The organism is Paenibacillus sp. FSL L8-0470, assembly GCF_038008625.1.
GTDB lineage: Bacteria > Bacillota > Bacilli > Paenibacillales > Paenibacillaceae > Paenibacillus_AQ.
Genome location: NZ_JBBOZM010000001.1, coordinates 5,386,935 through 5,412,926 on the forward strand (window position 1 = coordinate 5,386,935; position 25,992 = coordinate 5,412,926).

Genomic DNA, 25,992 nt, shown 5'->3' on the forward strand with positions numbered 1-25,992 from the left:
ATTACTAATTCCTCCTATCCCGCAAAGATCAATGTCTTCATAATCAAAAGACCGGGCTAAGTCTAATCACCCGCCCGATCTTGAATAAGTTTCTACTTATTGTTCGCTACTTTCCAGGCATCGAGCTGTGATTGAGCTTCAGTGATAATTTTATCCAGTCCGGCAGCCTTGAACTTTTCATTGGCTTTGGCCAGATATTCTTCCGGATCTACCGCTCCCGTCATAAGCGGGGCCCAGAATTCCTCTTTAACATTTTGTACCGCCGCGATTTCATTGGTTATTTTCGACGTATCGAAGTTGAACCCGAGCAGCGGCGCATTAATGCCGGCATCATTAAATTTCTTGAACTCTTCCCATTTATTCTCAGGGTCGCCTTCATTCAAATAGTTGATCATGATGTTGCCGAGTGAAAAAGTAGGCATATCGTAGTTCTTCGCATCCGGCAGATTCTTGACCATGTTGTCGCCGACCTTCTCGTAATGCACGCCTTCAATACCGGAATCAATCATATTGCGCAGTACAGGGTCTGTGTTCAACAGATTAAGGAATTCCATCGCTTTCTCAGGATGCTCGGAGTTGGCGGAGATGGCCTGCATCGAGCCCATGACGGACCAGTTATAGATGTAAGGCTGACCGGCTGGAGTGGAGACCACCGGATAACCGTAGCTTGCGGACCACAGATTGTCGGCCAACGGCTGGGTAGCCGCCCGGTCCGTGAACCATTTGCCTGATTTGTACAAGTCATCAACCGATGAGGTGGTTGCTACTTCTGGAGAGATATAACCAGCCTTATAGAATTTGCGAACCGTTTTAAGGGCTTCTTTAATCTCAGGAGATTCCAGGATATTTACAACCTTGTAGTCCTTAGTGTCCATATATACAGCCATAGGCATTTTCTCAATAATGTAATCGAAAGGCATGACCGGCATAAAGTCCTTGACCATTGCGTATGGAGTCACTTCCGGTTCATTTTCTTTGATCGTTTTCAGCAGCGGTTCCAGATCTTCCATCGATTTCACGTTTGTGATATCCAGTTTGTATTTGTCCAGCAATTCTTTATTGAAGCGGTATACTTCCTGTGCGGGAAGCTCTTTATTCGCGGGAACAGCATAATTATGGCCGTCGACTTTGGAGCCCTCAAGGAAGGCGGGATCAATCGTATCTTTAATGCCCTTTCCTTGTTTATCCAGCAGCTCATCCAGCTGCATAAACGCACCTTTACGTGCATTCTGCACGTAATCAAAAGCCCAGGAACAAGTAAACAGAATATCCATAGGCTCGCCTGATGCGACCATGACTTGCATTTTTTGCGTGTAGTCCCCGAAATCAATCATTTTCATATCAATGGTTGCATTGATTTTTTCGAGCGTGTATTTGTTAACTTCCTCAAGCACTTTGTCCAAATCCTTCTGCGGTGCTCCAATGGTATACCAGGTCAACTCTACGGGTTTCTCAGAACTTCCCGTTTCTGCCGCGGTGTTGTTGCCCGCCTTGCTCTCCCCATTGGTGTCAGTTGTTTTGTTGTTGTTATTGCCTCCGCATGCGCTTAACGTTAGAGAAAGCGCTAACAACGATGTCAGCAATAAGGAGAAGCTTTTCTTTTTCTTGCTCATCTGCTGTACCTCCCTTTTTATTAGCTTGGGAATCCAGTCTTGCCTGTTATCAGCGGCAACCTGTTTCCTTAAGCTCTGTCTTCATTTTATTGAATGAAAGCATTTTCAAATAGAAGATAAACTATATAAACTGATGTATAAAATAAAGAAAATAAAGGGCAACTGTTAGAGCAGCCCTTTGAATTCAGTCGGAGAAATGCCTACATACTTTTTAAATTGCTTGTAAAAATAGCCCATCTCCCAATAACCTACATTTTTCGCGATTTCATGAACCTTGCAGTTCGTCGAGCGCAGCTGTTCCTTGGCTTTCTCAATCCGGTAACGATTCAGATATTCCGCAAAAGATTCACCGACCGCTTTATTAAATAGCTGCCCTAAATACACCGGATGAATATTGAATGTATAACCCAGCTTTTTCAGGGACAGATCCTCGCCATAGGATTTCTCGATGTAGTTCAGCACCTGATTGACCACCGGGCTTTTCACCTCGCGCTCCAGCAGCTCAATGACTTTTTTGGCTGTATTCTTCAAAGCCACAGACAGCGCCGGAAGGGAATTCGCCGTTCTGATGGAGGTCAATACATCCGCAATAAGTTCCCGCTCCATCTCGCTTCGGATATCCTTGATCAGCATGCGGAAATACAGAATCCAGTCCAGTGCGATCTCCTGAAGCAGGTCAGGCGTGATCCCTTCCATCCGCTCCTCTGACAAATACGAGTCGATCCTCTCCATTAACGCTGGCATATCCTTGGAGATGATTAACTTCGTATATTCGTTCCAGTCCTCCGGCAGGCTGTCTTTTAAATCTTTCTTGCGCTCCTTCAATTGTTCATAATAGATCAGCTTGCGCTCCGGATGGATGGTCAAAAATTCCAGCGCCTGTTTTGCTGATTCATAGCTTAGGTGGGCAGCAGTCTCCGTTTCCTCTATCGCTCCAACAGCAGCGCGTATCCGCAGATCAGAAGGACAGGTGCCGATCATTCTCTTTAGAAGGGCATCCATTTCCGCAGGCCCGGTGTCTTTATCCTCAAAATTATGTACCAGCACAAAATCATTATCGGCGTCCCAGAAGGTGAAGAACCAAGGGTTGCTCTCAGCCAGCGCAGCGGTATTCACCTGAAATGATTCCGTTTCCATCTCTGTCTGAATTAAGGCTACTTGAATAAACCGCTTATTGATCGGCAAGCCAAGCAGCTGCAGCCGCTCCGACAGCTCGTTCCGGTCAATCTGATTCCGCATCCAGCGCAGCAGCATGTTGTCCTTGAGCACGGATGCCGTATACTGTGACCACTCCATATCTACTCTGGAGACATTCAGCTTCTCGACGACAGTTTCCAGGGTACTCTGGAATTCTGCCAGGTTGATCGGCTTGAGCAGATAGTTCTCAATTCCCAGCGACAAGCCCTCCTTGACGTACATGAATTCATCATATCCGCTGAGCACAATCACTTTTATTTCCGGGCGGAACTTCGTTACGGCACGAATACACTCCAGTCCTGACATGACAGGCATGGAGATATCGGTAATCAGAATATCAGCAGGCACTTCCCTAAGCATATCCAACGCTTCCTGCCCGTTCTCAGCTTGGCCGACAATCTCCAGCCCGAGCAGCTCCCAATCCAATATGTCGCGCAAGCCTGTAAGTATGAACGGCTCGTCATCCACAATAAACACCTTATACATGGTTCATTTCCTCCTCGCCGGGATAGGGATAAGTAATGATGACTGTGGTACCCGCTCCCGCTCCTTCTTCACTCATAAGCTCAATGCCATAAGGCTTTCCGTACATTAGCTTGAGGCGGTCATGAATGCTCCGCAGACCAAACGACTCCGATTCGGATAGCCCGTCGTCTTGCTCCAGATCCAGCCGAAGCCGGCTCAGCTTCTCCTCCGCGATGCCCCGGCCATTGTCACTAACGACGGCACGGATTACTCCTTCCTGTGGATAGACGCTGATGTTAATCCAGTTATCCTTCTGCCCGGTCCGCATTCCGTGCAAAATATAATTTTCGATGACCGGCTGAAGCGTCATCTTCAGCACCGGCAAATTCTCCAGCTCCTTCTCGCATTCGATGGTATACGCGAAGCGGTCTGTGTAGCGGATCCGGAACAACTCCAGGTACATCTTGCATGCCTCCAGTTCATCCTTGAACGTATACCTGGCTTTGGGCCGGACATAGGATTTGAACAATACGGACAGGCTGTAGATCATATCGCCCACGTCTTTGGCGCCGCTGGAAACGGCACGCATGCGGATGACTTCCAAGGTGTTATAGAGAAAATGCGGATTCACCCGCGCTTCAAGCGTAGCGATTTCGGTACGCTTTTGTTTGATTTCAGCTTTAAACACCTTATCAATATACTGGTTCAATTCGTCCAGCATGTCGTTAAAGCTTTTGGCGATCTGCCCCAGTTCATCTTCCCGGCTATCCGAGATTCGCGCATTGAGATCCCCGTTCTTCACCTTGCGGGTAAAGCGGATAATGCGATGTGTCCTTTTGGCGAAACTGGAAATGAACATAGCCGGCAATAATACCGCGAACAAAATGCATACGGCAGCTATGGTAATGATCGTATTGCGGGCACTGCTGTACGTTTCCTCTAGCTCTTGCTTGGAGATAAGGCTGACTACCGAATAACCGGCTTGGCTCTGGGTCAGGCGGGTAGCCACCATACCGTCAAGGGAAATATCCTCATCGGATGTCATTTCTTGCAGTTCCAGATATTTTTTACCGTATTTTTTGCCGGAGGTATCAAATAGCACATCGTTCTGAGCGGAAAGCACAAGAATGGTGCCCTTGAAATCCTGCTGATAATTCTTCATGCTCTGCCAAATGGAAGCGGAATCAAAATATACGAGCATCTGGCCAATATTACGCAGCGATGCCTTATTGCTGATGGGAATGCGCACCGAGAACATCGGCGACCGCTGCATACCGAGGCTCTTAAGCACCCAAATATTCGGAATGGAAACATTGCTGGCCTCATCCAGATACATCGTATCCGGGATAAACGAATGGGCGGCATTGGTTGACACCATATCAAACTGCCTGCGGTTGCTGTAAAAATACATTACCTGCTGGTTGGCGCTATACAGCATCAAGCTTCTGATATCCGGGTCATCGTCGATTTTATTCTGAAAATATTGCACAACGTCGGAATTCGACTGGTTCGAGATAAAAAAACGGTCCAGGCGGTGCTCGACATATTCGCCGAAAGGATTTTCCAGCAGAAAGGTGGTGTTGCTGGCCAGATCCCCATCCCGGTATACATCCCGTATGATGTCCTGGACGGATTGGTACTTGTGCTCCACATAGTTGCTGACGCTCTCCATCGTCTTTCGTTGAATATCCATCTGCCTCTGCACCGCAGATTGTGATATCAGCATCAACATGAGATAGGAAAAAACTATAATGCTGGCAACGAATATGCAGGACACAATCAGAGTAAAACGCAAAAACAAATTATCTTTAAAATATCTGCGATACAGGGTTTCTCTCCGCATAAGCAACCCTCCTGTATATATTGTCGAAGTCTAGTATATCATGTCGTTTTTTCTGTAACACAGGAGAAATATCCCTTTCTTCGATACTGAAGAGGCGCCCGCCTCCCCTTGTTGAAGCCAGGGGGGCAAGCGCCTTGATGATTGCTTCATTTCAGAAAATCCATTCCCGTCAAAGGCAAGGTTCTATTTGCCCCGGAGATATAGCGGCTCTGAACGGTTGCCGTTGTAATCTTCCATAACCGCCGTTACCACACGCGCGGTCGAGGTAAAGGAAAGGCTTGCTTTGGTCGTTCTTCCCCGGATAATCATCGGCTTATCTCCTGAACTGTAGGTGGTGGGGAAGGATTTGGCTACACCGTCCTCATAAATATAAAGGTAGCGCCAATCCCTGCTGTTTGGCATCGGCAGGTTCAGTGTATTTCCTGTCCATGACCAGTTCGCGGCATAGGGTTCAGAAATTGTATCGGTAAACCTGCCGTTATAAGTAACCGTATTCGTTTGACCCGTCTTCAGAGTAACTGTAAACTCATCACCGTTAACCGGCATTTGCCCGAAAGATGCGGACGTGCTGCCCTCCGGCAATACCTTTTGCGCGGTTACAGGCTGCGGAGTCGTAATCTGGTTAATGGAATTCACAGTCACTGTAATACTGCCGGAAGACGGCTGCGGGTTCGTCCATTTGACAACGAATTTACCGTCAGCACCGACCTCTGTTCCGATGCCCGAGACTGCTGAATTCAGGTCAAAGGATACCGTTGCGGCTTCACCTTCCAGTCCGTCCGCTCCAACCGCTACCACCTTAATCACTCCGGATTTGGCAGGCAGCTTTTTAATATAAAAGGTCTCGTCGTACTTTCCGCCCACATAGACATCATTCACATACACATTGTACTGCTTAACCTTCGAATAATCAGAATTGAGACTCCATTTCACGTACATCTCATTCGTGTTGGGAAGCAGTTGGGTAATCTCCAGACCGGCCGGAGGGGCAGGCTTGACTGCCGAACCGTCATAAATCCGGATCTGGCCAAGGTTCACCTGATAGTTGGTTATGGTTTTCTGACCCGGTGTGAAGACCAGTCCGAAAGCGGCGATTTTTTTGCCGGCATATGCGCTTAAATCCAGCTCCTTGGTCACCCAGCCCGCAGTTTTCTTCCCGCTGTCCGGAAGGGGAACTTTTACCACAACCGCCGGCTGATCTTCGAAGATGATGCCTGCTTGCATTACAGACTGATCATCGGCAGAAGGTTTATTGTACGTGACCGACATTTTGGAGCCGGAGTTCAACATCAGTTCGCTTTTGTATAAACGCAAGAAGTTTTCTTTGGAGAGATTACCGTTCACAGCCAAGGAACTCCCCCCGTTATAGCCTCCCAGCTGTTGATAGTTCAGGCGGTTTGTTCCCGAAATATCATATTTGGTACCGTAGTCGTAATCAACCGTTAACCGGTTGCCTTTGGTGTCCTGCCACCACTGCCAGGTTACCGGCACATCCTGCAGACTCATGTTGGACCACTCATCAGGACTCGAGATCTTTCCGTCCACATAATAGGACAGCCCGTGCCCGGTGTTGAAATTGGTGTAGAAATTGGAATTCTTAAGCACAGAACGTTCCGAGATGACCGAAGCAATCCCCGGCCAGTATCTGTTATCCGCGTAAACATCTGCAACGGTGTTTGTTGCCGATTTCGCCGTATTTTTTGGGTCCACATTCGGACCGGACCACCAGAGCTGCTCCCGGAGGTTGGTCATCCATTGATAATTGTTCTCCGACCGGTGTGAAACCGGCCAGGATAGCCCCATATCCTCATCCAGACCGGCATGGACGAAATCTGCCCCCAGTGTGGCAAGGCTTAGGCGGGGAATTCCGTTGTTCAGCTTATTATTGAGCGCCGTCCCTTGAACACTTTTAAACCGGTCTCTGCCTGCTTCCAGACCGGCAAAACCGACATCGAACAAGTTGAAGTTAGTTCCGGCCGAACTATTCAGTTTATTTAAGTACGCAGCCGCACTGTTAATCTGTGTATTTCCCACGCCATAATCAAAGAAATAGGAATCTGCAACGTTCTCACCGGCTGCTTTGTCGTACAGAAAGGAGATGTTGTTGTCATTGATCGTTCGGGCAAATTCATTTTTACCTGTGGATGAATTGAGGGAATCGTACCATTGGATATACAGCCCGTTTTTTTGGAGCGTCTTCACAAAAGCGATGTAATCCGAAATGTCTGCTGGCGCTACATTGTTAGGGCTGATTTCCTCCTGATTGATGAAATAACCGTCATAGCCGAAGTAATGCGCCATTTCGATCAATTTCTCCGCCACCGGGAATTTTCCGGTAGGATCCTTTACAAGCATTTGCTTGTAAGTCTGCTGTCCCCGGTCATTGTCGGAGAAAAATATCCCGGCCAGGGACATCACCCCGTTTTTGTGCGCCGCATCGGTATAGGTCGGGTTGGGAATATTCAATATTCCGAACTCAAACCATTTCTGCTGCCAGTCTTTCTGCGCCAGTTCGTCGTAATATTCTGGCGGTGTATAGGCAGTCGCCGTGCCATGCCAGTAGGAATAATAGTCAATATACTGCCAGTAGTTGAAGTGATACTGGGCAAACTTGTTGGTGTAAGGGGCATTCTCGATAAAGGCGTTGCCATAATCCCCGGCGACTGTAATCATTTGCACCTTGGGATTAAGTTTGGGATTAGCCTGTGTAGCAGCAAATGGAGCAATACGCTGCTGCAGGGGTACCCGGGATCTGAGAAGCGCTGCATAAGGATCTGTTTCAGGACTCCAGTCCGCGATTTGATTGCTGGTATAGCCGTGAACACTCGGTTGATTCTTGCCATGAGCGCTTTCATTCTTGAACGGCCATGTATCTCCCGCCAAGGCAGTTTGCGGCAGCAATGTAACCAGAAGCGCTGCCCCTACAACCGCCGAGGTCAGTTTTTTAAGCTTTTTTGTCCGGGCATAAGATACCATTGTCCACTCTCCTCATTTTGGTTTAATCCTTGGATCACCTAATTCAGCAATGGTGGAATTGCAAGCGCATTCACAATAACCTGAACCTTATCACCTCTTTTTTAGATTTGATGCACATCTAATATAACGAATATAATGTTGAATCCCATAGGAGATAAATTAAAGATGTACTAGACAAATTAAAGGAAAATAATCTCTTGGGGACACCTTGTAATATCCAAATCATAAAAAAACAGCCCAACCATTCATATTCATCACGAATGATTGGACCGCAGCTATAATTATGGTACCGGTATATCTAAAACAATACCCACATATAATGCAGGGATTTGACGGCTGTCCGCGCGTAACCGGCAGCTTCCCTCCAGATGGACTTTAATGGCTGTCGCGATACCCCTCCACTTCCAGGGAAGCCAGTAAAAACGGCGCCACTCCCATAGCGGCATCAGACACCATAGCCTCGGAAACGTAGTAATCATAGGAGCCGTTGCGGTCCTTACTCAAACCCGCTCCATGGCAGATCTTGTGCAAATGAACACCCTGTTCATCCTCTGAGGTCAGATGGGCCAGGATGCCTTCATAACCTTGGAGCATGACATCTTTAAAAGAGGGCTCCAGATAGCGCAGCCTCAGCCCTTTGGCCATCGCATACACAAACATGCAGGAGCCGGAGGCTTCGAGATAATTACCCTTCCGTCCAGCCTGATCCAGTACCTGGTACCAGAGGCCGGTCTTTGAGTCTTGAACCTCTGCTAGTGCGCCGCACATCCGCTGGAAGATCCCGATGATCGTTCCCCGCTGCGGATGGGTAACCGGGAAATGCTCCAGGCAGTCTACCACAGCCATCGCATACCAGCCCATCGCCCGGCTCCAGAAATGGGAGGACAAGCCGGTGGACGAGTCGGCCCATTCCTGCTCCCGGGATTCATCCCAGCCGTGATAGAGCAGACCGGTACGGGGATCGCGGGTTCTGCGCTCCACCAGCAGCAGCTGATGGGCCGCCTCATCAATCAATTCAGGGCGCTGAAAAACTTTGCCGTATTCCGCAAGAAAGGGCGATGCCATATAAAGCCCGTCCAGCCACATCTGGAATGGATATACCTTCTTATGCCAGAATCCGCCTTCGGAGGTACGGGGATGCCCGATAAGCTGCGCAGCCAGCAGGTGTGCTGCTTCGGCATAACGCGTCTCTCCGGTTTGCTGATACAGCCGGAACAGGTTTTTCCCCTGGTTGATCTGGTCCAAGTTGTATTCCTCCAGCGTATAGGAACGGATCGAGCCGTCCTCCCGGATGAAGCTGTCCATATGCCGCGTCATAAACGAGAGATATTCAGGCTCTGCGAGCTGGACTCCGGCACGTGCCATAGCCATCAGCAGCATGCCTGGGACATAGGCCCAGCGTTCCAGCACGTATTCGTTCTCCCCCTGCCCGTTGCAGGCTCCGAGAATTGTATCCGCGATTTTACGGGACCAACGTCCGGTTGTTGCTTCAGTTATACTCATCGCTATTCCTCCTGTCGCTTGTGTATCTATATAGATTGAACTTGTGGTTTTAGAGTACAGGAGCAGTCGCAACTACGGTGAATATTTGGACTTCCGGCCGCTCTTGTCGTAAGAATTTCTTGATTTTAACCGCTAGTAGCGGTAGAAATCCGAAGACTGCTTATGCTTTCGATGCTAGCTTTCCTTCGGAAAGCTTTCAGGCGGACGCTACCACTCCTCCAGTTCCAAAATCCCCCTCCGTTGCTCCTTTCCTTTATCTCAAGTTTTTAAGTTCAATCTATATAGTTAAGTTTGACTTTCAGCTCCGGCAAGCTGCTTCAGCAGCCAGGCAAATGCCGGTTCACCGTGAATCTCATGCCCTCCTGCAAAAAAGTCCGCCTCGACCTGACCGCCCCTGCCCGAGGCAGTGTAAATCTGCTGCAGTCTGGCCAAAGCCAGCTTTGCTCCGTCCGGGCCAAACAGATGATCAGCGTCTCCCGATTCCAGGAATAAGCCGCGCGGCGCAATCAGGCCCAGCAGATCCGGCATTTCCGCCTCCAGCAGAATAGCGGGAATATAATTATCCAGGCAGTGATTCCGCGTCAGAATGCTGTCCGCGAACGTATTGGCATACCCGCTTACAACCGCACAGGCAATCCGTTCGTCAAGCGCAGCGGTGAAACCTGCTACCAATCCGCCGCCGGAAATGCCCATAATTCCGATTCTATTGCTCCTAACCTCTTCCCTTGTCTGCAAATAATCCAGTGCCCTCATCGTTTCGTAGATACGGTAGCCAGCCATTGTCTGACCCGCCATCAGCAGTGCCGAGGACAGGCGGAAGCAGGAATTGCGCCCGGGCTCACCGCTGGTGAGGTCCTCCACAAGGCGCCTGTCGCCAAATCCCAGCAGCTCGGGTGCGGCGACTACGAACCCCCGTTTCACCAATGAAACGGCAAAATCCTTATGCAGCCCCGGATCCCCTTCACGATCCGAGCCATCCGGCTGCAGGGCGGTGATCTCCCGGCTGCCGTAGCCATGACCATGAATGGCAAGAACGGCGGGCGCAGGAGAAGACAGCGGCTGCTCCGGGATCAGAAGATAGAGCGGCATGCGCAGCCCTTCATAGGTAGTGATCTCAATCCGTTCCCTTGTATAGCCGTTACAGACCGTTCGCTCCATAAGAATGGGCTGAAGCTGGGCTGGTCTCTCCGGGAACCCGCCCAGCCTTCTGGCGAGGCCTGCGGCAAGCCCGGCCCGCCATTGCCCGTAGGGAATGTCCGTACGGAAAGCGGAGCTGCGCGGTGCGGAATCGGTCAGCTGTTTCATGTATTGTTCCAGTGGTTCCATCCGAAGTTATCCTCCTCATCCAATCCGCAGTGTGCGGATAGCTTAATAACCTTCGGGATGCCAGCCGTCCAGTACGGACAACACCCTATACTCCGCAGCTTCCTCTGCAGTCAGCTGCCGGGACCACGGCGCTCTTGCTGCCGGATTCGCCCCTGTTCCGCTGCTGCCGAATTCTTCATACCGGCTGCTCATCTCCCGGTCCGGCTGCCCCCAATTATGCCAGCCTTCCCCGATGACCGAACCATCCATGACCGTGCGGATGAAGGCAACATGCGCAAAAGGCCGCCAAGGGCGTCCAAGATACACTTCGCTTACCCCTTCGCCGCCGGTAATTTTACAGTCCAGGAACACATAACCATACGGGGCGCCCTCCGGTGTGGAAGCAGCAGTAATATAACCTCTGGATCGCTTATTGTGCAGATGGCAGTGATCAAATAAAGCCGTAGCGGCACCAAAAATATAATCCACATCGCCTTCGATATAACATTCGTTATAATATTGTCTGCCCTGTCCGGTATAGAGCGTATCCTGATCGCCCAGCAGACGCACCCGCCGGAACACCGCCTGCCCGGCATCGACGAAAGCCGCCACCGCTTGACCGGTACCCGGGCCAGAAGCATTCCGGATAGTCAGATTCTCAGCCGTGAAGCCTTCGGCGAACACATTCAGGGTGCCGGACCGGAAGGTGCCCAGCGGCTCTCCGTCCGGGCCCAGCGTATGGGCATTGTCAGACCAGGTGATGACGGTGGAATGGGGATCTTCCCCCAGCAGCAGAATCGGCGGCGATTCCTTACCCACTGTTATTTTCCCCTCGTAAATGCCCGGTTTGATCCGGATTGTTACCTCCGAAGGATGTCCCTTCGGAATGGAATCCAGCGCTTCCTGCAGACTGCTGTACCCTTCATTGCCATTCTTCGATACTGTAATTAACATTTGCGGCTCCTTTCCTATCAGCCTGTGTTTATTCTATAATAACCGTAACGGTTCGAGAGAGATGAGGAAATTCATGAACAGCGTGAGCAGCCCCAATCCCAAATATCATATTGAAGAAGGCCGGTTCAGTATTCAGCACATGAAACGCAAGGGCATCACTGCTATGCCGCGCCCCCACAGCCATGAGCTGACCGAGCTGTACTACCTGACGGAGGGGGAACGGGTGTACTTTGTGGACGAACGGGTAGTTACGGTGCACAAGGGTGAGCTTATTCTCATTCAAGGCCGGGAGCTTCATGCCACCGCAAGCTCCGAAATCGCCGAGTTTGAGCGGGTGCTGATTAATTACGACCCGGAGCTGCTGCCGGAGCTGCTGCGGGAGGAATCCAAATGGTTCCATAACCGCAGATACCGCCTGTTCCGGCTGACCCTGCGCGAGCAGGATGAGGTGCAGAGCCTGCTGAACCGGATGCTGGATGAATGCCGGCTCCAGAGGGTGTATTACGAAATCTCGGTAGTCACACTATTCGCCGAGCTGATGATTCTGCTGCAGCGTTCAGAGAGTACCTCGCAGACCGGCGGGACGAAACATCCGCTTCATCATCTGGTGACGGATGTCGCCACTTACATCCGCGAGCACTACCGTGAAGCGCTGACTCTAGAAGAGACGGCGGGGCATTTTTTCATTAGCCCTTCTTACTTGAGCCGGGTGTTCCATCGGCTGACGGGGTTTCACTTTCGTGAATACATCGTCCATATACGCATCCGGGAAGCCGAACGCCTCCTTGCGGGATCTGCAGGTAAAATTCAGGAAATCGCTTCTGCCGTCGGATTCGAGCATCTCTCCCACTTCAATAAGACGTTCAAAAAATCGACCGGGCTGACCCCGCTGCAGTATCGGAAAGAAGTCAAATCGCAGCCTTCGTCCCCATTCAAGGGATAACTATCATTCCACCATTTCCAGATCTTCTGATCGGAGAAGCGATACATTGCTGCATTGATGCATTTGCAGCTTAGGCAGCTTAGCCGTCTGTAGCTGGATACGGTCCAGCGAAAGACTGTCAGCATGCCTAAGAACAATTCCCCGCTCACTCACCGCATGGAAATTCTCGACGCTCAGTCCGGCAAGCGGCATCTCCGGCAGTCCATTCACGAGCAGTGCGGTTGCCGCTCCATGGCAGACGATGTTCTTCAAGGCAATATTCCGGAACTGCGGGGTCGCCTCGGTAACCGGGAATTGCTGCTCATTGTATCCTTCCGACCCTTCAACACCCTCATAGAACATGTGGAAAGACACGGCCTCATGGAGTATGCCGCTCATGCGGATGTTCTCCATGACAATATCCTCCACTATGCCGCCTCTTCCCCGGGTACTTTTGAACCGCAGGCCGATGTCCGTGCCGATGAACACACAGTCGCTGACTCTGACTGCATGCACACCGCCGGACATCTCGCTGCCAATTACCACTCCGCCATGCCCGTGATAGACCGTACAGTGACGGATCGTAATATACCGGCAGGGCATCCCCAACCTGCGGCCTTCTTCGTCTTTTCCCGACTTCAGGCAAATCGCGTCATCGCCCACATCGAAGCTGCAGTGCTCGACAAGAGCGTGCGTGCATGATTCCAGATCGAGGCCGTCCCCGTTCTGCGAATACCACGGATTGCGCACCCGGATATTCCTCACGGTAATGTGCTCGCAGCCCAAGGGATGAAGACACCATGCCGGAGAATTCTGGAAGGTCGGCCCTTCCAGCAGCACCCGCCGGGAATTCCGCAGGCTGAGCAGCGCCGGACGGAGATACGCGCGGGCAGGCAGATACGCCTCCATACCCGTCTCCCCGCTCTTCCGCAGCATTTGGCAGACTGCCTCTCCCTCCATGGCTTCACGGGAAGGCCACCAGATTTCACTCTTGTAATCAAGCGCTCCCCCGGAGGCGGTCAGACTGTTCCACTGCAGCTCCGTCATCTTGAACCGCTTCACCGGACGCCAGCCTTCACCGCTGCCGTCGAAGATTCCTTCCCCTGTAACAGCCACATCACTCAGGCCCTCCCCGTCCAGCGGGGCCTGGCAGCGCCAGCCGGATGTTCCCTCGAAATGGGAAGAGAGCAGCGGGTATAGGGCAGGATCGGGATCAAACAGCACTAGCGCGCCCCGCTCGGCACAGAGATTAATCCGGCTGCGCAGCATAAGCGGCCCTGTACGCCAAAGGCCGGGAGGAATCACCACCTTGCCGCCTCCGGCAGACGCGCAAGCGTCCAGCGCGGCCTGAATAGCGGAGGTACACAGCGAAAGTCCGCCGTCTTCTGCCCCATAATCTGTAATCGTGAAGGTCCGTGCCGGAATCTGCGGAAGCTCGGGCAGGGCATAATCGACATTGTTGCGATTGCCGCTCATTGAACTGTACCTCCCAATCTATTCGAGTCCTTCATAGCTGAACCAGCCAAAATCGGCGTAATTGGCGCTTTCCGCGCCTTGGGAACTGGCATACATGCCGAGATAGGCTCCTGTAAAACCGCCCGCCAGATCTGTGCTGAGCACTGTTCCGTCCGCTTTCCCGCATAGTCCTGTCCACTTGTCGCTTTCGGAGCTTCTATAATAGAAGCTGTAGTCCTGCCCCTTGGCTTCCACCTTCAACTGCACCTTGTCTCCCGGATAAGACACCGAAGCAAGCAGCTGTTCACTGCCGCCGCGGCGTTCGATCAATTGCAGTGCCGGCTCCCCGGCCTCCAGCCCCAATTCACACCGGAAGTGGTAGTCCGCATTCTGGAGCAGCACAAGTCCGGCAACTTCACTTTCGGCGGCGGGTTGGAACGTCATATCCACCGCTGCCCTGAAGCTGAGATGCTGCTGGCGTCTTCCGACATAAGAGGGATTGCCTATTTCCGAGAGACGCTCCGGTTTCAGGCGCAGCCGCAGGAAGCCCGGATGATCACTCAGGCTCCAGAATTCACCGCGCGGCGTGCGCAGGAAGTTCCAGACCGGTGCCAGCTCTGCTCCTTCAAAATCATCGCACGCAGGCAGCTGCGGCCATGTCGTTTCCGGCAGGTCCGGAGCTGGCGATTCAAACTCCAGCACCCCTTTACCGGGGTTCACCACAGGCCATTCATTCTCCCAGGCCACCGGTGTCAGGAACGTTTCACGTCCGAGATTGCGGTAATAGCCGCCGCTGGTCCGGGAAGCCAGGCAGAACATCCACCAGTCTCCATGCTGCGTCTCGATCAGTTCCCCATGGCCGACATTGACGATCGGATAGGCTCTGCCGAGATGGCGGTGCGTCAGAATCGGGTTGGCTTTGTGGCCTTCATAGGGGCCGGTCACGCTCCGGCTTCTGGCAATCGTAATCGCATGGGTATGTCCGGTCCCGCCTTCGGCAATCAGGACATAATACCAGCCGCCGATTTTGTAGATATGGGGTCCCTCCTGCGCGTGGGCCACCTTGAGTGCACCTTGCCAAATGCTATGCTTCGGTCCGACCAGCTTGCCTTGGCCCAGGTCAATCTCCTGCAGCCAAATATCCATATGCTTCGGATAATCCTGCCCTTCGGGCGGAACACGGTTGCCGGTATAGTACACTTTGCCGTCTTCATCGAAGAACAGGGACGAGTCGATGCCGGGGGCATCCTCCAGCCAGACGGGGTCTGACCAGTCTCCGGCCGGATCCGTTGCCGTCACATAGAAATTATGCTGATTCTTATCATTGTCGACATACGTCGTGATCATATAGAAGATGCCCTCATGAAAACGGATTGTCGGTGCCCAGATTCCCATGGACGGAAGGGTTTGATCCAGATTAAGCTGGGACGGGCGGTCCAGCACATGACCCAGCTGGCGCCAATTGACCATATCCTTGCTGTGGAAGATCGGAACACCAGGGAAAAACTCAAAGCTGGACGTCACAAGGTAATAATCTTCTCCCACACGGATAGCCGAGGGGTCAGGGTAAAATCCCGGCAGCACCGGATTACGGAATGTTCTCAACACAGAAGTCCTCCTTCAAACAATCGAATTGTAAGCACCACCAATTATAGTTCGTACAAGTTCAACTTTCTTGCATTTTCTATGTTCTATTTCTTCATTTTTATACTTTCATGCTCAATTCGTAATCTTTTACCGCTTGTCAATGAAACGGTTGTCCCTCTAGAATGGGTATACTAGGATTTACGTAAAGGGGCGATCATCTTGGGAAAGAAAAAGAAGCTGTATACCCGCTTTTTTATGAGCCTGACTCTGATTTCGGTAGGCTGTATTCTTGTTCTGGCCGTCGTGATCTTCTACCTGTACCGGAATATATCTATAGATAATGTCAATAAGGCGAACCAAAATGTGCTGTTGAATACTGAAACTGTTTATATGAACTATAAAGAGATTGTCCAGAACTACACCATGGATTTCTATGCGAATCCCAACATCAACGCGCTGATGATGAACGGGGATACGAGCTGGAGCGACCAGCTCTACAGTGCCCTTAGCCAGATCCGTGGCGCACTGGTGGTCAACCAGTATTTGGAGAATGCTTACATCTTCGGCACGAATGAACCTGTCGCGATGTTCGAGAACTTGCCGCTGAGCCCCGAATCCAAGCTGGAGCTGTTTCAGCGGATACGGACCAGCCGGATCGTCGAATCTCCGTTTCTGTGGAAGGCCACTTTGAACAATGGAACCCCCGTAACCCTGCTGACCGTCTTCTATAATGACCGTGCATTTGCCAGCAGTGAGTATTACGGCGCAGTAGCACTGACCGTTAATCCGGGCAAGCTGCAGAACAATCTCTTCACGCAAAAAGAAGGCGAAGTCACACGTTACGCTGTACTTGACGGAAATGCCAATGTGCTGATGCACAGCGCACTCTCCGGCAGCCCCTTAAAGGCGGACATGCTGAAGCAGGTCATTGCCTCCACCTCTGAGAGAGGCTCCTTTGTCTACAGGGGTACCGGAGAAGCGCAGCTGATTACCTATATTTATTCCGCTAAGGACAAGCTATGGTTTATTTCGGAGACGTCCTATAAGGACAGCATCCGCGACATTTCAAATGCCCGCAATCTGATGATCAGCCTGTGCCTGGCTCTCATGTTGGCTGCGGCGGCAAGCGCTAACCTGATCTCCCGGCGGATGTACAAGCCCATCGGGCGGCTGTTCGGCAATATTGTTCACCTCTCCGGCAATGAAGAAGCGCTGAAGACAGGCGGTGATTTCGACACCGTAAGCCTGGAGCTGGAGCAAATCGGTGTCAAGCTGGTGCAGCTCAAAAAAGAAAGCGACGACAGCGCCTTGATGCGCTGGCTGCTCTCCCCCCGTGAAGCCTCTGACAATGGCGATACGCCAGTGATGAGCATCGGTGATCCCGGAGGAGCCTACTGTGTATGCGTGCTGGCCATAGAGGAACAAGGCCCGGCAGCAGACACCTTAGAGTCCGGCGGAGAGGGCATTGAGGTGATTCGCACTGCATTCAGCGGGCTGGCGGCGGTGCAAACCTTCCGGCCGCATGTGGGAACCGCCGTACTCGTTCTCAGTGAACTTCACAGCGGCAGCTTCGGAGATTATGCCTTGTACCGCGGCAAATGGGAAGAGATTGCGGCCTCTCTTCCTGAAACCGGTGTCCGCTGCTCCATCGGGATCAGCGGGTTCTCAAATGATATGGGCCTGCTGAGAAGCAAATATAATGAAGCAACAGAGGGTCTGCAATATATCAAATTTCATGAGCGGCAGAACATTATATTTGCCGATGATACTATCCATCTGAACAGCAGTCCGCTGCCTGACAGTACCCTTGAACCGGTGCTGCTGGCCGTCAGGCAGAGTGATCAGGCGGACCACATCCCGCAGGCAGTGGAACGGCTGCTGGCCGTGGCCTGCAGCTACCGTGCGGAATCTGCCAATATCGCTTTATCGAGGCTTGCCTTTGAGCTGAGCCGCACAGCCGAATTGAGTACTGACACCCGGCACTCCGGCTTTCTGGACGATTACCAGCGGATCCGGCACATCCAGAGCTATGACAAGCTGCGGAGCTGGATTGAGGAATGCTGTTACACCGCCCTTGAGCGGATTGCCAGCATGAGTGCTGTACAGACCCGGAATATTGCCACTGAAGCCATTAGCTATATCAGGGGGCATTATACGGATCCCGGGCTGTCCCTGAATGTCCTTGCCGAGAAGCTGTCGCTCAGTCCTGCTTATCTCAGCAGGCTGATTGCCGAAGAGGTAGACAGCAGCTTCCCGGATTTCGTTAACCAGCTGCGTCTTGAACGGGCGCAATTGCTGCTGGTTACGGACCTGGAGATGGATATCCGGCAAATTGCGGAAAAGGTAGGGTATAACAGCAGCACCTATTTTACAACCCAATTCAAAAAACGATATGGAGTTACACCCTCCAAATGGAGAATGAATCATATTCTGCAATCCAAGTAATCCGAAGGGGATGCCTCCGGCTGCCATAGAGCAGCCGGGGGCATCCCCTTTTGGTGTATGACCGCCTGCATCACTCGGGCCTCCACAGTACGGATTCTACCCTCAAATGGGGCTATTCATAGCCTAAAAAGCAAAATAGTGCTGCTTTTTTGCTTTTTTTAAGCCTATACATTCCGTTTTTTTAATTTTTTTTCGTTTATTATGATAGCGTTTACATTGATTTCAGCTTTATGCTTTGCCTTGTAGAACATGCTCCTGGAACACGGGACAGAAATGATAATGCTACTTTAAAGGAGTGGACGATTAATGAGCCAAGAGGCTATACCGGAGACCACGGGGCGGCACAGTCTGAAGACCCGGACGGCCAGAAGCCGTAGTTTCCGCAAATCTCTGAGGAAGGACAGCTCGCTGTATCTGCTCGCACTGCCGGGCATCGCCGTGTTGATACTTTTTGCGTACCTGCCGATGAGCGGACTGATTCTTGTCTTCAAAAACTACAACTTTAACGACGGGATCTTCGGCAGCCCCTGGGCAGGCTTCTCCAACTTTGAGTTTTTCTTCTCCAGTATGGAGGATGCCCTCAGGGCGACACGCAACACGGTAATGTTGAATGCGCTTTATATGCTGACGGGCACGTTTTTTTCGGTGGCGATCGCCATCATCTTGAACGAGCTGCGCAGTAAATGGTTTATCAAGGTAACGCAGAGTGTGATGTTTTTCCCCTATTTTATTTCGTGGATTATTATCGGAGCGATTCTCTTCTCCCTGCTGGATTATGACAAGGGTATTCTCAACCAGATGTTCCATTCGCTTGGACTTGCCCAAGTCGACTGGTATTCCAGCCCCTGGCTGTTCGTTATCATCCTGGTACTGGCGAATATCTGGAAAAGCGCAGGCTACGGAGCGATTATCTATTATGCGGTGCTGCAGGGAATCGATCCCTCCTATTATGAAGCCGCGCGGATCGACGGTGCCTCAAGATGGCAGATCATTACCAAAATCACGCTGCCGATGCTGATTCCGTCCATTATTTTGATGACACTGCTCGGTATTGGCGGCATGCTGAAAGGCGATCTTAGCATGATTATGGGGGTAACCTTCTTGAATCCGCTGCTACTGCCCACCACCGATATTATTGATGTGTATGTATACCGTACAGCCATTCGTTCCGGCGAATTCGGCTTCGCTTCAGCCATAACTCTCTATCAATCCGTCTTTGGCTTCCTTCTGGTGCTAGTGGCCAACAAGCTGGCCGGCTGGTATGACAAAGACAGCAAACTATTTTAGGAGGCCGCAAGATGCCAACTACCGACAGCAAAGGGCTGCTCATTTTCTTTTATTTCTGTATTGCCATATTCTCGGTCATTTGTCTCGTGCCGTTTGTTCTGGCCGTATCCGGCTCATTATCCACCGAAGCGCGAATCGCTGCGGAAGGCTACTCCTTCTGGCCCCGGGGCTTCACTTTTGAAACCTATGAATTTCTGTTCGGCTCCAAAGCGCAGCAGATCCTGAAGGCGTATTCCATGTCGGTGATCGTTACGGTGCTGGGTACTCTTTCCGCAGTGCTGGTTACCACTGCCTATGCCTACGTTATTTCTGTCAAAAGCTTCCGGCTCAAAAATGTCTTCGCCTTCTTCGCTTACTTCACCATGCTCTTCAGCGGAGGCACCCTGCCGTGGTATTTACTGAGCACCAAATATTATCATCTCGGCGACACCCTGCTAGGCTTGTTCGTGCCTTATCTGCTGAGCGTCTTTCTGATGTTCCTGATGGCCAACTATTTCCGCAGCATTCCGCATGAAATTGTTGAATCGGCGGAAATTGACGGTGCCGGCCACCTGCGGATCTTCTTTAGTATTATGGTCCCGCTGGGCCGGGTCGGACTGGTTACCATCTCCCTGTTCTACGCGCTGCAGTTCTGGAACGATTTCTATCTGCCGCTGATGCTGGTGTCCAACCAGGATCTCTATACGATCCAATATTTGATGTACAACATGATGGCGAACATCCAGTTCCTGGCTTCCGGCAACGCCGCACAGGTCGGTGGCGCAATTATTGCTCCTCCGCTGGAGACGGCCAAAATGGCAATGACCTGCCTGACCGTCCTGCCGATTGCCATATTGTATCCTTTTCTCCAGCGCTTTTTCGTTAAAGGTATTGTCGTGGGTTCGGTCAAAGGCTGATTCCCCGCCAGGTTTTGCCCTAAATTGGATTGCACCAGGCTAATGCTCCCCTGCTTCAACTTGTTGTACAATGGGACGTAAGGGAGCACTGCCATTGCAATATAGCTTCAAGCATATCGATTCTATTTCAGGAGGGTTCATCATGAAAAAGAAAAAAGGTTGGTTAAGTTTGCTCCTGTCCGCTGTGTTCTTGTTAAGCGCCTGCTCCCAGGGCAACAATGAAAGCGCTAACTCTACTGCGGGAGCCGGAAGTGAAGGTACAAGCCCCTCTGCAGGCAGTGATAACCAAGCAGGCAGCGGCCTGGCTCCCGCCAAGCTAAAAATTGTGCTGTACGGGGATGAGTCGAACCGGATGAAAGCATTGGGCAAGTCGGAATTCCATGATGTGATCAAGAAAGAAATCAATGCCGAGGTGGAATTCCAGTTTCTGCCCTGGACCGAATACGGCGGAGGCAAAACTGACCTGATGTTGTCTACGGGAGAGGATTTTGCCACTTACACTGACAGCAATTATATGGTGAAATCAGTCGCCAAAGGGCTGTATACCGATCTTACTCCTTATGTGGATGCCGCACCTGACCTAAGTAAAAATGTTGACGCGGCTTCCTTCAGCGCCTTCCAGCTGGACGGCAAGCAATATGCAATTCCTGTCGGCAACAAGCCGAATTCCGCAGAATTCTACAGCGTGCTGGTCAGACAGGATCTGCTGGAGGAGGCCAACATGACCAAAGTCACCTCGCTGTCAGAGCTGGAGCAGTTCTATGACAAGGTCCATGCCATTCATCCGGAGCTGATTGGTTATGCCTCCACAGATGCCCGCAGAATGCTGCAATATGATTACACGGACAAGAATCTGTACTGGCAAAATGATTTCATTGCGCTTGATGAGTCTGCTAAGGACGATCAAATCATCAGCTGGTTTGAAAGCGAAGAATTCAAGAGTTATGCCAAGCTGATGCACGGCTGGTATGAGAAAGGAATCATCCCGAAATATGCCGCCACCAATGTTCCGCAGCTGCAGTCCGACTGGAACTCCGGCAAAGCAATGTTCTGGGCGGGTACGGCAGCGCGTCCTTTCGAGGGTGCGGCTACGATCTCGCAGGCGGTGCCTGAAGCCAAGCTGGTTAACTATTTCCTTGGCAGCGGCCGTCCGAAGATCAGCCGGGGCACCTACAGCAGCGCCTTTTTCGTCTCCGCCGCAGCTAAGGACCCGGAACGCTACGTGATGTTCTTCAACCTGCTGCAAAAAAATCAGGAGCTGTATGACCTGTTCGCCTACGGCATTGAGGGAACGGACTTCTCCCTGGATGACAAAGGGCGGCTCACGAAAATAACCACCGATCCGCTGATTCCCGACTGGCTGCTGATGAACAAAAATTTCATCCGCTTCGACAACACGGTGCCGGATGATTTTATCGCCGGATATAAAGCCTGGGATGACGGGGCAATCATCTCCAAAGGCGCAGGCTTCAACTTCGACAATACGCCGGTCAAGAATGAAGAAACGAAGCTGAATGGAGTATTTACTGAATACCTCGCGCCAATCGGCAGCGGCTTCAGCGATTATGAGTCCGCCTACCCCAAAGCGCTGGAAAGACTGAAGGCAGCGGGAATTGACAAATATATCGCCGAATATCAAAAGCAGTTCTCGGAATGGTACGCTAAGCAGCAGTAAATAGCCTAGCCTGGCTAGCGCTGGAAAATAGTGATGTCTTGCAAAGCAAAACCAGCGTGCCCCCTATTATACGGGAGGCACGCTGGTTTTCTGTATTGCGCTAGTTAGTTAAATTCACCTTCGCATTTTTGCACCGCTTCCGGAATCAGCTTACCAACGCTGTTTAGAAATTCAACTCAAAGTCTTTAATGAGGAGTGTTCCCGCTGATGCGGTTTCACCTGATCCGGCATATACCTTAAATTGAACTCCCCTAACATCAATTGCATTTTCCAGCTTGGCTTGATTAGCCCAATTTGTTTTTGCTGATTTCCAAATGGGAGAATGAAATGAATATACGACATCGACAGATTCACCAGGTCCGATAATCCTCTCCACTGAAGGATCGGTTGATATCTGGCCTCCTGTTTCCTGCCATACCCATCCACCGTTCGTTCTGACTACCAAAGAAACATGAACGGCACTCGTTCCGGTATTGGTTAAATTACAGGAAACGCTGGCATATTTAGACCAATCATCGCCTATACCAAGACCAGGCTTGGTTTCAGTTGCTACACCTGCTGAAACTGTATCGCTGATCGTTGAATTATATTTCACAAAAAGAGTCTCCCCTTCCAACCCGCTGGAAACATTCCCGGTGTATGAAGGTTCAATGAGATTCCAAGGATAGAAGCTTGCTGTTTTGGGGCGGTTCATTTCTGCGATCGTCGCAGCATACGCTGTCTGCTCCAAATCAAAACTGATAGTATGCAATTGAAGACTGCCCGCTAAACCACTGCCTCCACCTTGTACACGTAAAATTATACGATTTACATCTTTGTTCGTGAGACTTGTCAAAGGTACTGTGGAGATAATGGTAGTTTTCGCAGGAATTTTAATGTACTGTCCTAATTCAACCCATGCCCATTCGCCGTCTTTTACAATCGGTTGGATCTGAACCTCAACTGCATTGGGATTGGAAATGATGAGGTTCATATTACTGTAGCTACTCCAATCTTCAGCAGGGTCCGGATCTACCTGGAAGCTTGGATAGTTCTCCGTCTGCAGATTAAAGGTCATACCAAGTCCGCCATTCTCAAGCGGAGACAGCTTGGCAACCGTCGGGGAAGCCGGCTTGTCGGCACCATTGATTCCAACATACCAAGTTGTGTATTTATCTATAATCCCCGGATCAATAACTTGAATGTTGCCAGGATCCCCCGTAATGATCCCGACAGAGTTGCTGGCGGCTGATTCATTTCCGGCATCGTCAAAAGCCTTAACAGAAAAGGTATATGAGGTTGCACCTGTCAAACCGGATGCTGTGTAGCTTGTCTTTGCACTGGTGCCTTGTAATTCTCCATCCGCATAGATGTTATAGCCAGCAACGCCAACGTTGTCAGTTGACGCGGTCCAAGTCAGACTTGCCGATGTGATAGCAGGGACCACAACAAGACTGGCTGGAGCAGTAGGCGCTGTTTTATCATTGCTGTCAGCTGTTTTTATACTTACGGCATTACTTGCAGCAGACAAGTTACCTGCGGCATCGATCGCTTTTACAGTAAATGCATAAGTGGTATTTGCTTTGAGGCCAGTAACCGTGTAGTTAGTCGCTTGGCTGATATTAACTAGAGTTCCGTCCCGATAAATATTGTATCCTGCCACCCCTACATTGTCAGTTGATCCTGTCCAAGTCAGCACAACTGTAGAATATGTTGGTGATGTACCGGACAAATTCGAAGGTGTTGTCGGCACCTGATTATCGGAGGTTCCTTCAAATACCGTACTTAGCTTCGAGGTTGCTTTAATTCCGTTTGGACCGTTGATAATGGCATTCCCTTGCTCGGTATAGCTGGTTCCGGCCCAATCGTTTGACATATCCAGATACTCCAGCCCGGTACCATTTCCTTTCCACGACCATCCAAGATAGCCGACACCCTTTTGCTGAGAATAACTCATAATCGTCGCTTCATCAACATCTCCGTTTGTATGTTTTATTCCGAATTCGCCGATTACAAGAGCCAAATTTTTATTCAATACATTGTCTATGTTACTCTTAACCGTTGCAGCATTTCCTCCGGCATATTCGTACATATGGATTGAGAACAGCGTATTTTTCAGCGGGTCCGCATTAAACACCTGTGTTCCATAATCAACTATGGATTGCGGATATTGTCCCCATCCCGCTCCGTCAACCATGATGGTATTTTTGATTCCGGCATTTCTAAGCTTCGGGATTACAGAAGCATACCCTTTTGCCCAGTTTGCCCCATCCCATGTGCCGTACCACTCATTTGCAATGTTGAGGATGACGGTTTTTTCTTTTCCGATGAGTGCACTTTTCATTTCAATCCAGTAATTCGCTATATTATTAAGTACTGCTTCACTATCCGAGCCAGTTCCATCATGGACTTCGACGACTACCACCAATTTATTCTGTTCGCACAAGGTGATGAGATTTTGTAGGGCTGCCAGACTGTCTTTCGACCATTGCTGCCCGTCTGAAAGGACAACTCTAATGGTATTTGCGCCTGTCTTGGCAATTGCAGGAATGGCAACAGACTCCTGACCTTTGTACCAAGTGTAAGCATGGTTAACCCCTCTCATAACAAAGGGAATTCCGTTAGAATCATATAAAGTTGTCCCGTTAATATAGAATCCCTGGTTGGTGGCAGATGCACTGGTTGTTACACTCAGAGCCGTACTTGCCGCCGATATATTATTTGCTGCGTCCTTTGCTTTTACCGTGAAGCTGTATGCTGTATTTGCAGTCAAGCCGGTTACGGTATAGCTTGTTGCTGTGCTGGATCCGGCCAGAGTCGTTCCATTATAGATGTCGTACCCTGTTACGCCTACGTTGTCTGTGGATGCTGCCCAAGCAAGGCTTACGCTTGTTGCCGTTTTTGAGGAACTTATAAGATTTGTTGGTGTGGTTGGTGCTGTGGTATCTGGGGTCGTTGTGATCTGCGTAAATTTCCATTTCTGTTGTGCATTTCCGTTATCTGTCCACTGCTGCACTTTAGCTCCGTCTGCAGATGAGCCTCCTGCTACATCCAAGGCTTTACCGCTGCTTTTGGAGATTAATTTGTAGTACCCGCTACCTGCATCAATAATTGCCCACTTCTGAGTGACTGCACCGTTGTCCGTCCATTGCTGCACATTGGCTCCATCGGCCGCAGGGCCTGCGGCATCCAATGCCTTACCGCTGGACTCAGCAATCAATTTATAGGCTCCGCTGCCAACGTCAATCACTTTCCACTTTTGTTGGGAGTTTCCATTATCCGTCCACTGCTGCACATTAGCTCCGTCTGAAGTAGCGCCTCCTGCCACATCCAGGTTTTTGCCGCTATGTTGCGCTGTAAGCTTATACACCGCACCAGAAATAATTCCATTATCCACCGGTCCGCTATCCGAATACACTTCAAAATTCCACAGGGAATACCCGTATTCGGTTGCCCTTTGTGTTCCATACATTCTTACATATCTTGCACTTTGGGTTGCAAATGAAATCGTATCAACTCCACCGTCTCCTGTTGTAGTGGAAAACACTGTAGTCCAGTTGCTGTTATCTGTGGATAGCTGAATCTGGTAAGACTTTGCGTAGGCAGCCTCCCAGTTCAGCATTACACCATTCACATTGATGGCGCTTCCAAAATCAATACTAATCCATTGAGGATCAGAATAACTGGAGGACCACCTTGTTGAAGCGTTTCCATCAATAGCCATATCCGGTGTTTTTGTTGAATCTTCACTTGAACTTGCAGTTGCAGTTTTATTGAATTCGATGTTTGTTGCTGCACTTGCCTGAATTGGCGCTACCATCCCCATAAGCAAACCAAACATCATAACAAAAGCTAAAATTTTCTTCAAGCAACATCCCTCCCATTAATTA

15 protein-coding genes are annotated in these 25,992 nt (G+C 50.5%); 5 read left to right on the forward strand and 10 right to left on the reverse strand.

Annotated features, from left to right (window positions below):
• Positions 1-92: 92 nt before the first annotated feature.
• The 7 genes from NST99_RS24685 to NST99_RS24715 all read right to left on the reverse strand — a co-directional run bounded on the left by NST99_RS24685 (position 93) and on the right by NST99_RS24715 (position 11,856).
• Positions 93-1,613: an ABC transporter substrate-binding protein gene (locus NST99_RS24685; protein WP_341095122.1), complete on the reverse strand. Its 1,521-nt coding sequence runs from the start codon at positions 1,611-1,613 to the stop codon at positions 93-95.
• 165 nt (positions 1,614-1,778) lie between these two features.
• A complete protein-coding gene (locus NST99_RS24690; RefSeq protein WP_341095124.1) occupies positions 1,779-3,296 on the reverse strand; it encodes a response regulator transcription factor in 1,518 nt (505 codons plus the stop codon).
• Complete coding sequence (locus tag NST99_RS24695) at positions 3,289-4,968, reverse strand: sensor histidine kinase (RefSeq protein WP_341095126.1); 1,680 nt, start codon at positions 4,966-4,968, stop codon at positions 3,289-3,291. Before NST99_RS24695 ends, NST99_RS24690 begins: the two co-directional genes overlap by 8 nt.
• 333 nt (positions 4,969-5,301) lie before the next feature.
• Positions 5,302-8,094, reverse strand: coding sequence for an endo-beta-N-acetylglucosaminidase (locus NST99_RS24700; protein ID WP_341095129.1), 2,793 nt, complete (start codon positions 8,092-8,094; stop codon positions 5,302-5,304).
• A gap of 375 nt (positions 8,095-8,469) precedes the next feature.
• A complete protein-coding gene (locus NST99_RS24705; RefSeq protein ID WP_341095130.1) occupies positions 8,470-9,597 on the reverse strand; it encodes a glycoside hydrolase family 88/105 protein in 1,128 nt (375 codons plus the stop codon).
• Between the two features lie 285 nt (positions 9,598-9,882).
• The gene (locus NST99_RS24710; protein WP_341095132.1) at positions 9,883-10,923 is read right to left on the reverse strand and encodes an alpha/beta hydrolase family protein; all 1,041 of its coding nucleotides are present in this window, start codon (positions 10,921-10,923) and stop codon (positions 9,883-9,885) included.
• 42 nt (positions 10,924-10,965) lie between these two features.
• Positions 10,966-11,856: a pectinesterase family protein gene (locus NST99_RS24715; RefSeq protein ID WP_341095134.1), complete on the reverse strand. Its 891-nt coding sequence runs from the start codon at positions 11,854-11,856 to the stop codon at positions 10,966-10,968.
• Positions 11,857-11,929: 73 nt separating this feature from the next.
• Between NST99_RS24715 and NST99_RS24720 the strand changes: the two genes are divergently transcribed.
• The gene (locus NST99_RS24720) at positions 11,930-12,799 is read left to right on the forward strand and encodes an AraC family transcriptional regulator (RefSeq protein ID WP_341095135.1); all 870 of its coding nucleotides are present in this window, start codon (positions 11,930-11,932) and stop codon (positions 12,797-12,799) included.
• A gap of 3 nt (positions 12,800-12,802) precedes the next feature.
• Here NST99_RS24720 and NST99_RS24725 read toward each other — a convergent pair whose 3' ends face one another.
• Together NST99_RS24725 and NST99_RS24730 are read right to left on the reverse strand one after the other, a co-directional pair.
• Positions 12,803-14,254 carry a glycoside hydrolase family 28 protein gene (locus NST99_RS24725; protein WP_341095136.1) on the reverse strand — a complete coding sequence of 484 codons (1,452 nt, stop codon included), beginning with the start codon at positions 14,252-14,254 and terminating at the stop codon, positions 12,803-12,805.
• Between the two features lie 18 nt (positions 14,255-14,272).
• Positions 14,273-15,838, reverse strand: coding sequence for a glycoside hydrolase family 43 protein (locus NST99_RS24730; RefSeq protein ID WP_341097743.1), 1,566 nt, complete (start codon positions 15,836-15,838; stop codon positions 14,273-14,275).
• Between the two features lie 201 nt (positions 15,839-16,039).
• On the opposite strand from NST99_RS24730, the gene NST99_RS24735 reads away from it, so the two are divergent.
• The 4 genes from NST99_RS24735 (at position 16,040) to NST99_RS24750 (ending at position 22,123) form a co-directional block, all read left to right on the forward strand.
• The gene (locus NST99_RS24735) at positions 16,040-18,265 is read left to right on the forward strand and encodes a helix-turn-helix domain-containing protein (RefSeq protein ID WP_341095137.1); all 2,226 of its coding nucleotides are present in this window, start codon (positions 16,040-16,042) and stop codon (positions 18,263-18,265) included.
• 306 nt (positions 18,266-18,571) lie between these two features.
• Positions 18,572-19,552 (forward strand): ABC transporter permease, encoded by a 981-nt coding sequence (locus tag NST99_RS24740; protein WP_341095138.1) that lies wholly within the window; start codon positions 18,572-18,574, stop codon positions 19,550-19,552.
• 11 nt (positions 19,553-19,563) lie between these two features.
• Positions 19,564-20,448 carry a carbohydrate ABC transporter permease gene (locus tag NST99_RS24745; protein ID WP_076114482.1) on the forward strand — a complete coding sequence of 295 codons (885 nt, stop codon included), beginning with the start codon at positions 19,564-19,566 and terminating at the stop codon, positions 20,446-20,448.
• 142 nt (positions 20,449-20,590) lie between these two features.
• The gene (locus NST99_RS24750) at positions 20,591-22,123 is read left to right on the forward strand and encodes a DUF3502 domain-containing protein (protein WP_341095140.1); all 1,533 of its coding nucleotides are present in this window, start codon (positions 20,591-20,593) and stop codon (positions 22,121-22,123) included.
• A 163-nt stretch (positions 22,124-22,286) separates the two neighbouring features.
• On the opposite strand, the gene NST99_RS33780 is transcribed toward NST99_RS24750, so the two are convergent.
• Complete coding sequence (locus NST99_RS33780) at positions 22,287-25,946, reverse strand: cellulase family glycosylhydrolase (RefSeq protein WP_445745044.1); 3,660 nt, start codon at positions 25,944-25,946, stop codon at positions 22,287-22,289.
• Positions 25,947-25,992 lie beyond the last annotated feature (46 nt).

What these genes read in the sequence shown, in the direction of transcription:
- NST99_RS24710 (WP_341095132.1), bottom strand. Translation starts at nt 10,923, where the DNA reads ATGGAACCACTGGAACAATACATGAAACAGCTGACCGATTCCGCACCG.
- NST99_RS24750 (WP_341095140.1), top strand. Translation starts at nt 20,591, where the DNA reads ATGAAAAAGAAAAAAGGTTGGTTAAGTTTGCTCCTGTCCGCTGTGTTC.
- NST99_RS33780 (WP_445745044.1), bottom strand. Translation starts at nt 25,946, where the DNA reads ATGATGTTTGGTTTGCTTATGGGGATGGTAGCGCCAATTCAGGCAAGT.
- NST99_RS24715 (WP_341095134.1), bottom strand. Translation starts at nt 11,856, where the DNA reads ATGTTAATTACAGTATCGAAGAATGGCAATGAAGGGTACAGCAGTCTG.
- NST99_RS24725 (WP_341095136.1), bottom strand. Translation starts at nt 14,254, where the DNA reads ATGAGCGGCAATCGCAACAATGTCGATTATGCCCTGCCCGAGCTTCCG.
- NST99_RS24690 (WP_341095124.1), bottom strand. Translation starts at nt 3,296, where the DNA reads ATGTATAAGGTGTTTATTGTGGATGACGAGCCGTTCATACTTACAGGC.
- NST99_RS24720 (WP_341095135.1), top strand. Translation starts at nt 11,930, where the DNA reads ATGAACAGCGTGAGCAGCCCCAATCCCAAATATCATATTGAAGAAGGC.
- NST99_RS24700 (WP_341095129.1), bottom strand. Translation starts at nt 8,094, where the DNA reads ATGGTATCTTATGCCCGGACAAAAAAGCTTAAAAAACTGACCTCGGCG.
- NST99_RS24740 (WP_341095138.1), top strand. Translation starts at nt 18,572, where the DNA reads ATGAGCCAAGAGGCTATACCGGAGACCACGGGGCGGCACAGTCTGAAG.
- NST99_RS24705 (WP_341095130.1), bottom strand. Translation starts at nt 9,597, where the DNA reads ATGAGTATAACTGAAGCAACAACCGGACGTTGGTCCCGTAAAATCGCG.
- NST99_RS24685 (WP_341095122.1), bottom strand. Translation starts at nt 1,613, where the DNA reads ATGAGCAAGAAAAAGAAAAGCTTCTCCTTATTGCTGACATCGTTGTTA.
- NST99_RS24695 (WP_341095126.1), bottom strand. Translation starts at nt 4,968, where the DNA reads ATGGATATTCAACGAAAGACGATGGAGAGCGTCAGCAACTATGTGGAG.
- NST99_RS24745 (WP_076114482.1), top strand. Translation starts at nt 19,564, where the DNA reads ATGCCAACTACCGACAGCAAAGGGCTGCTCATTTTCTTTTATTTCTGT.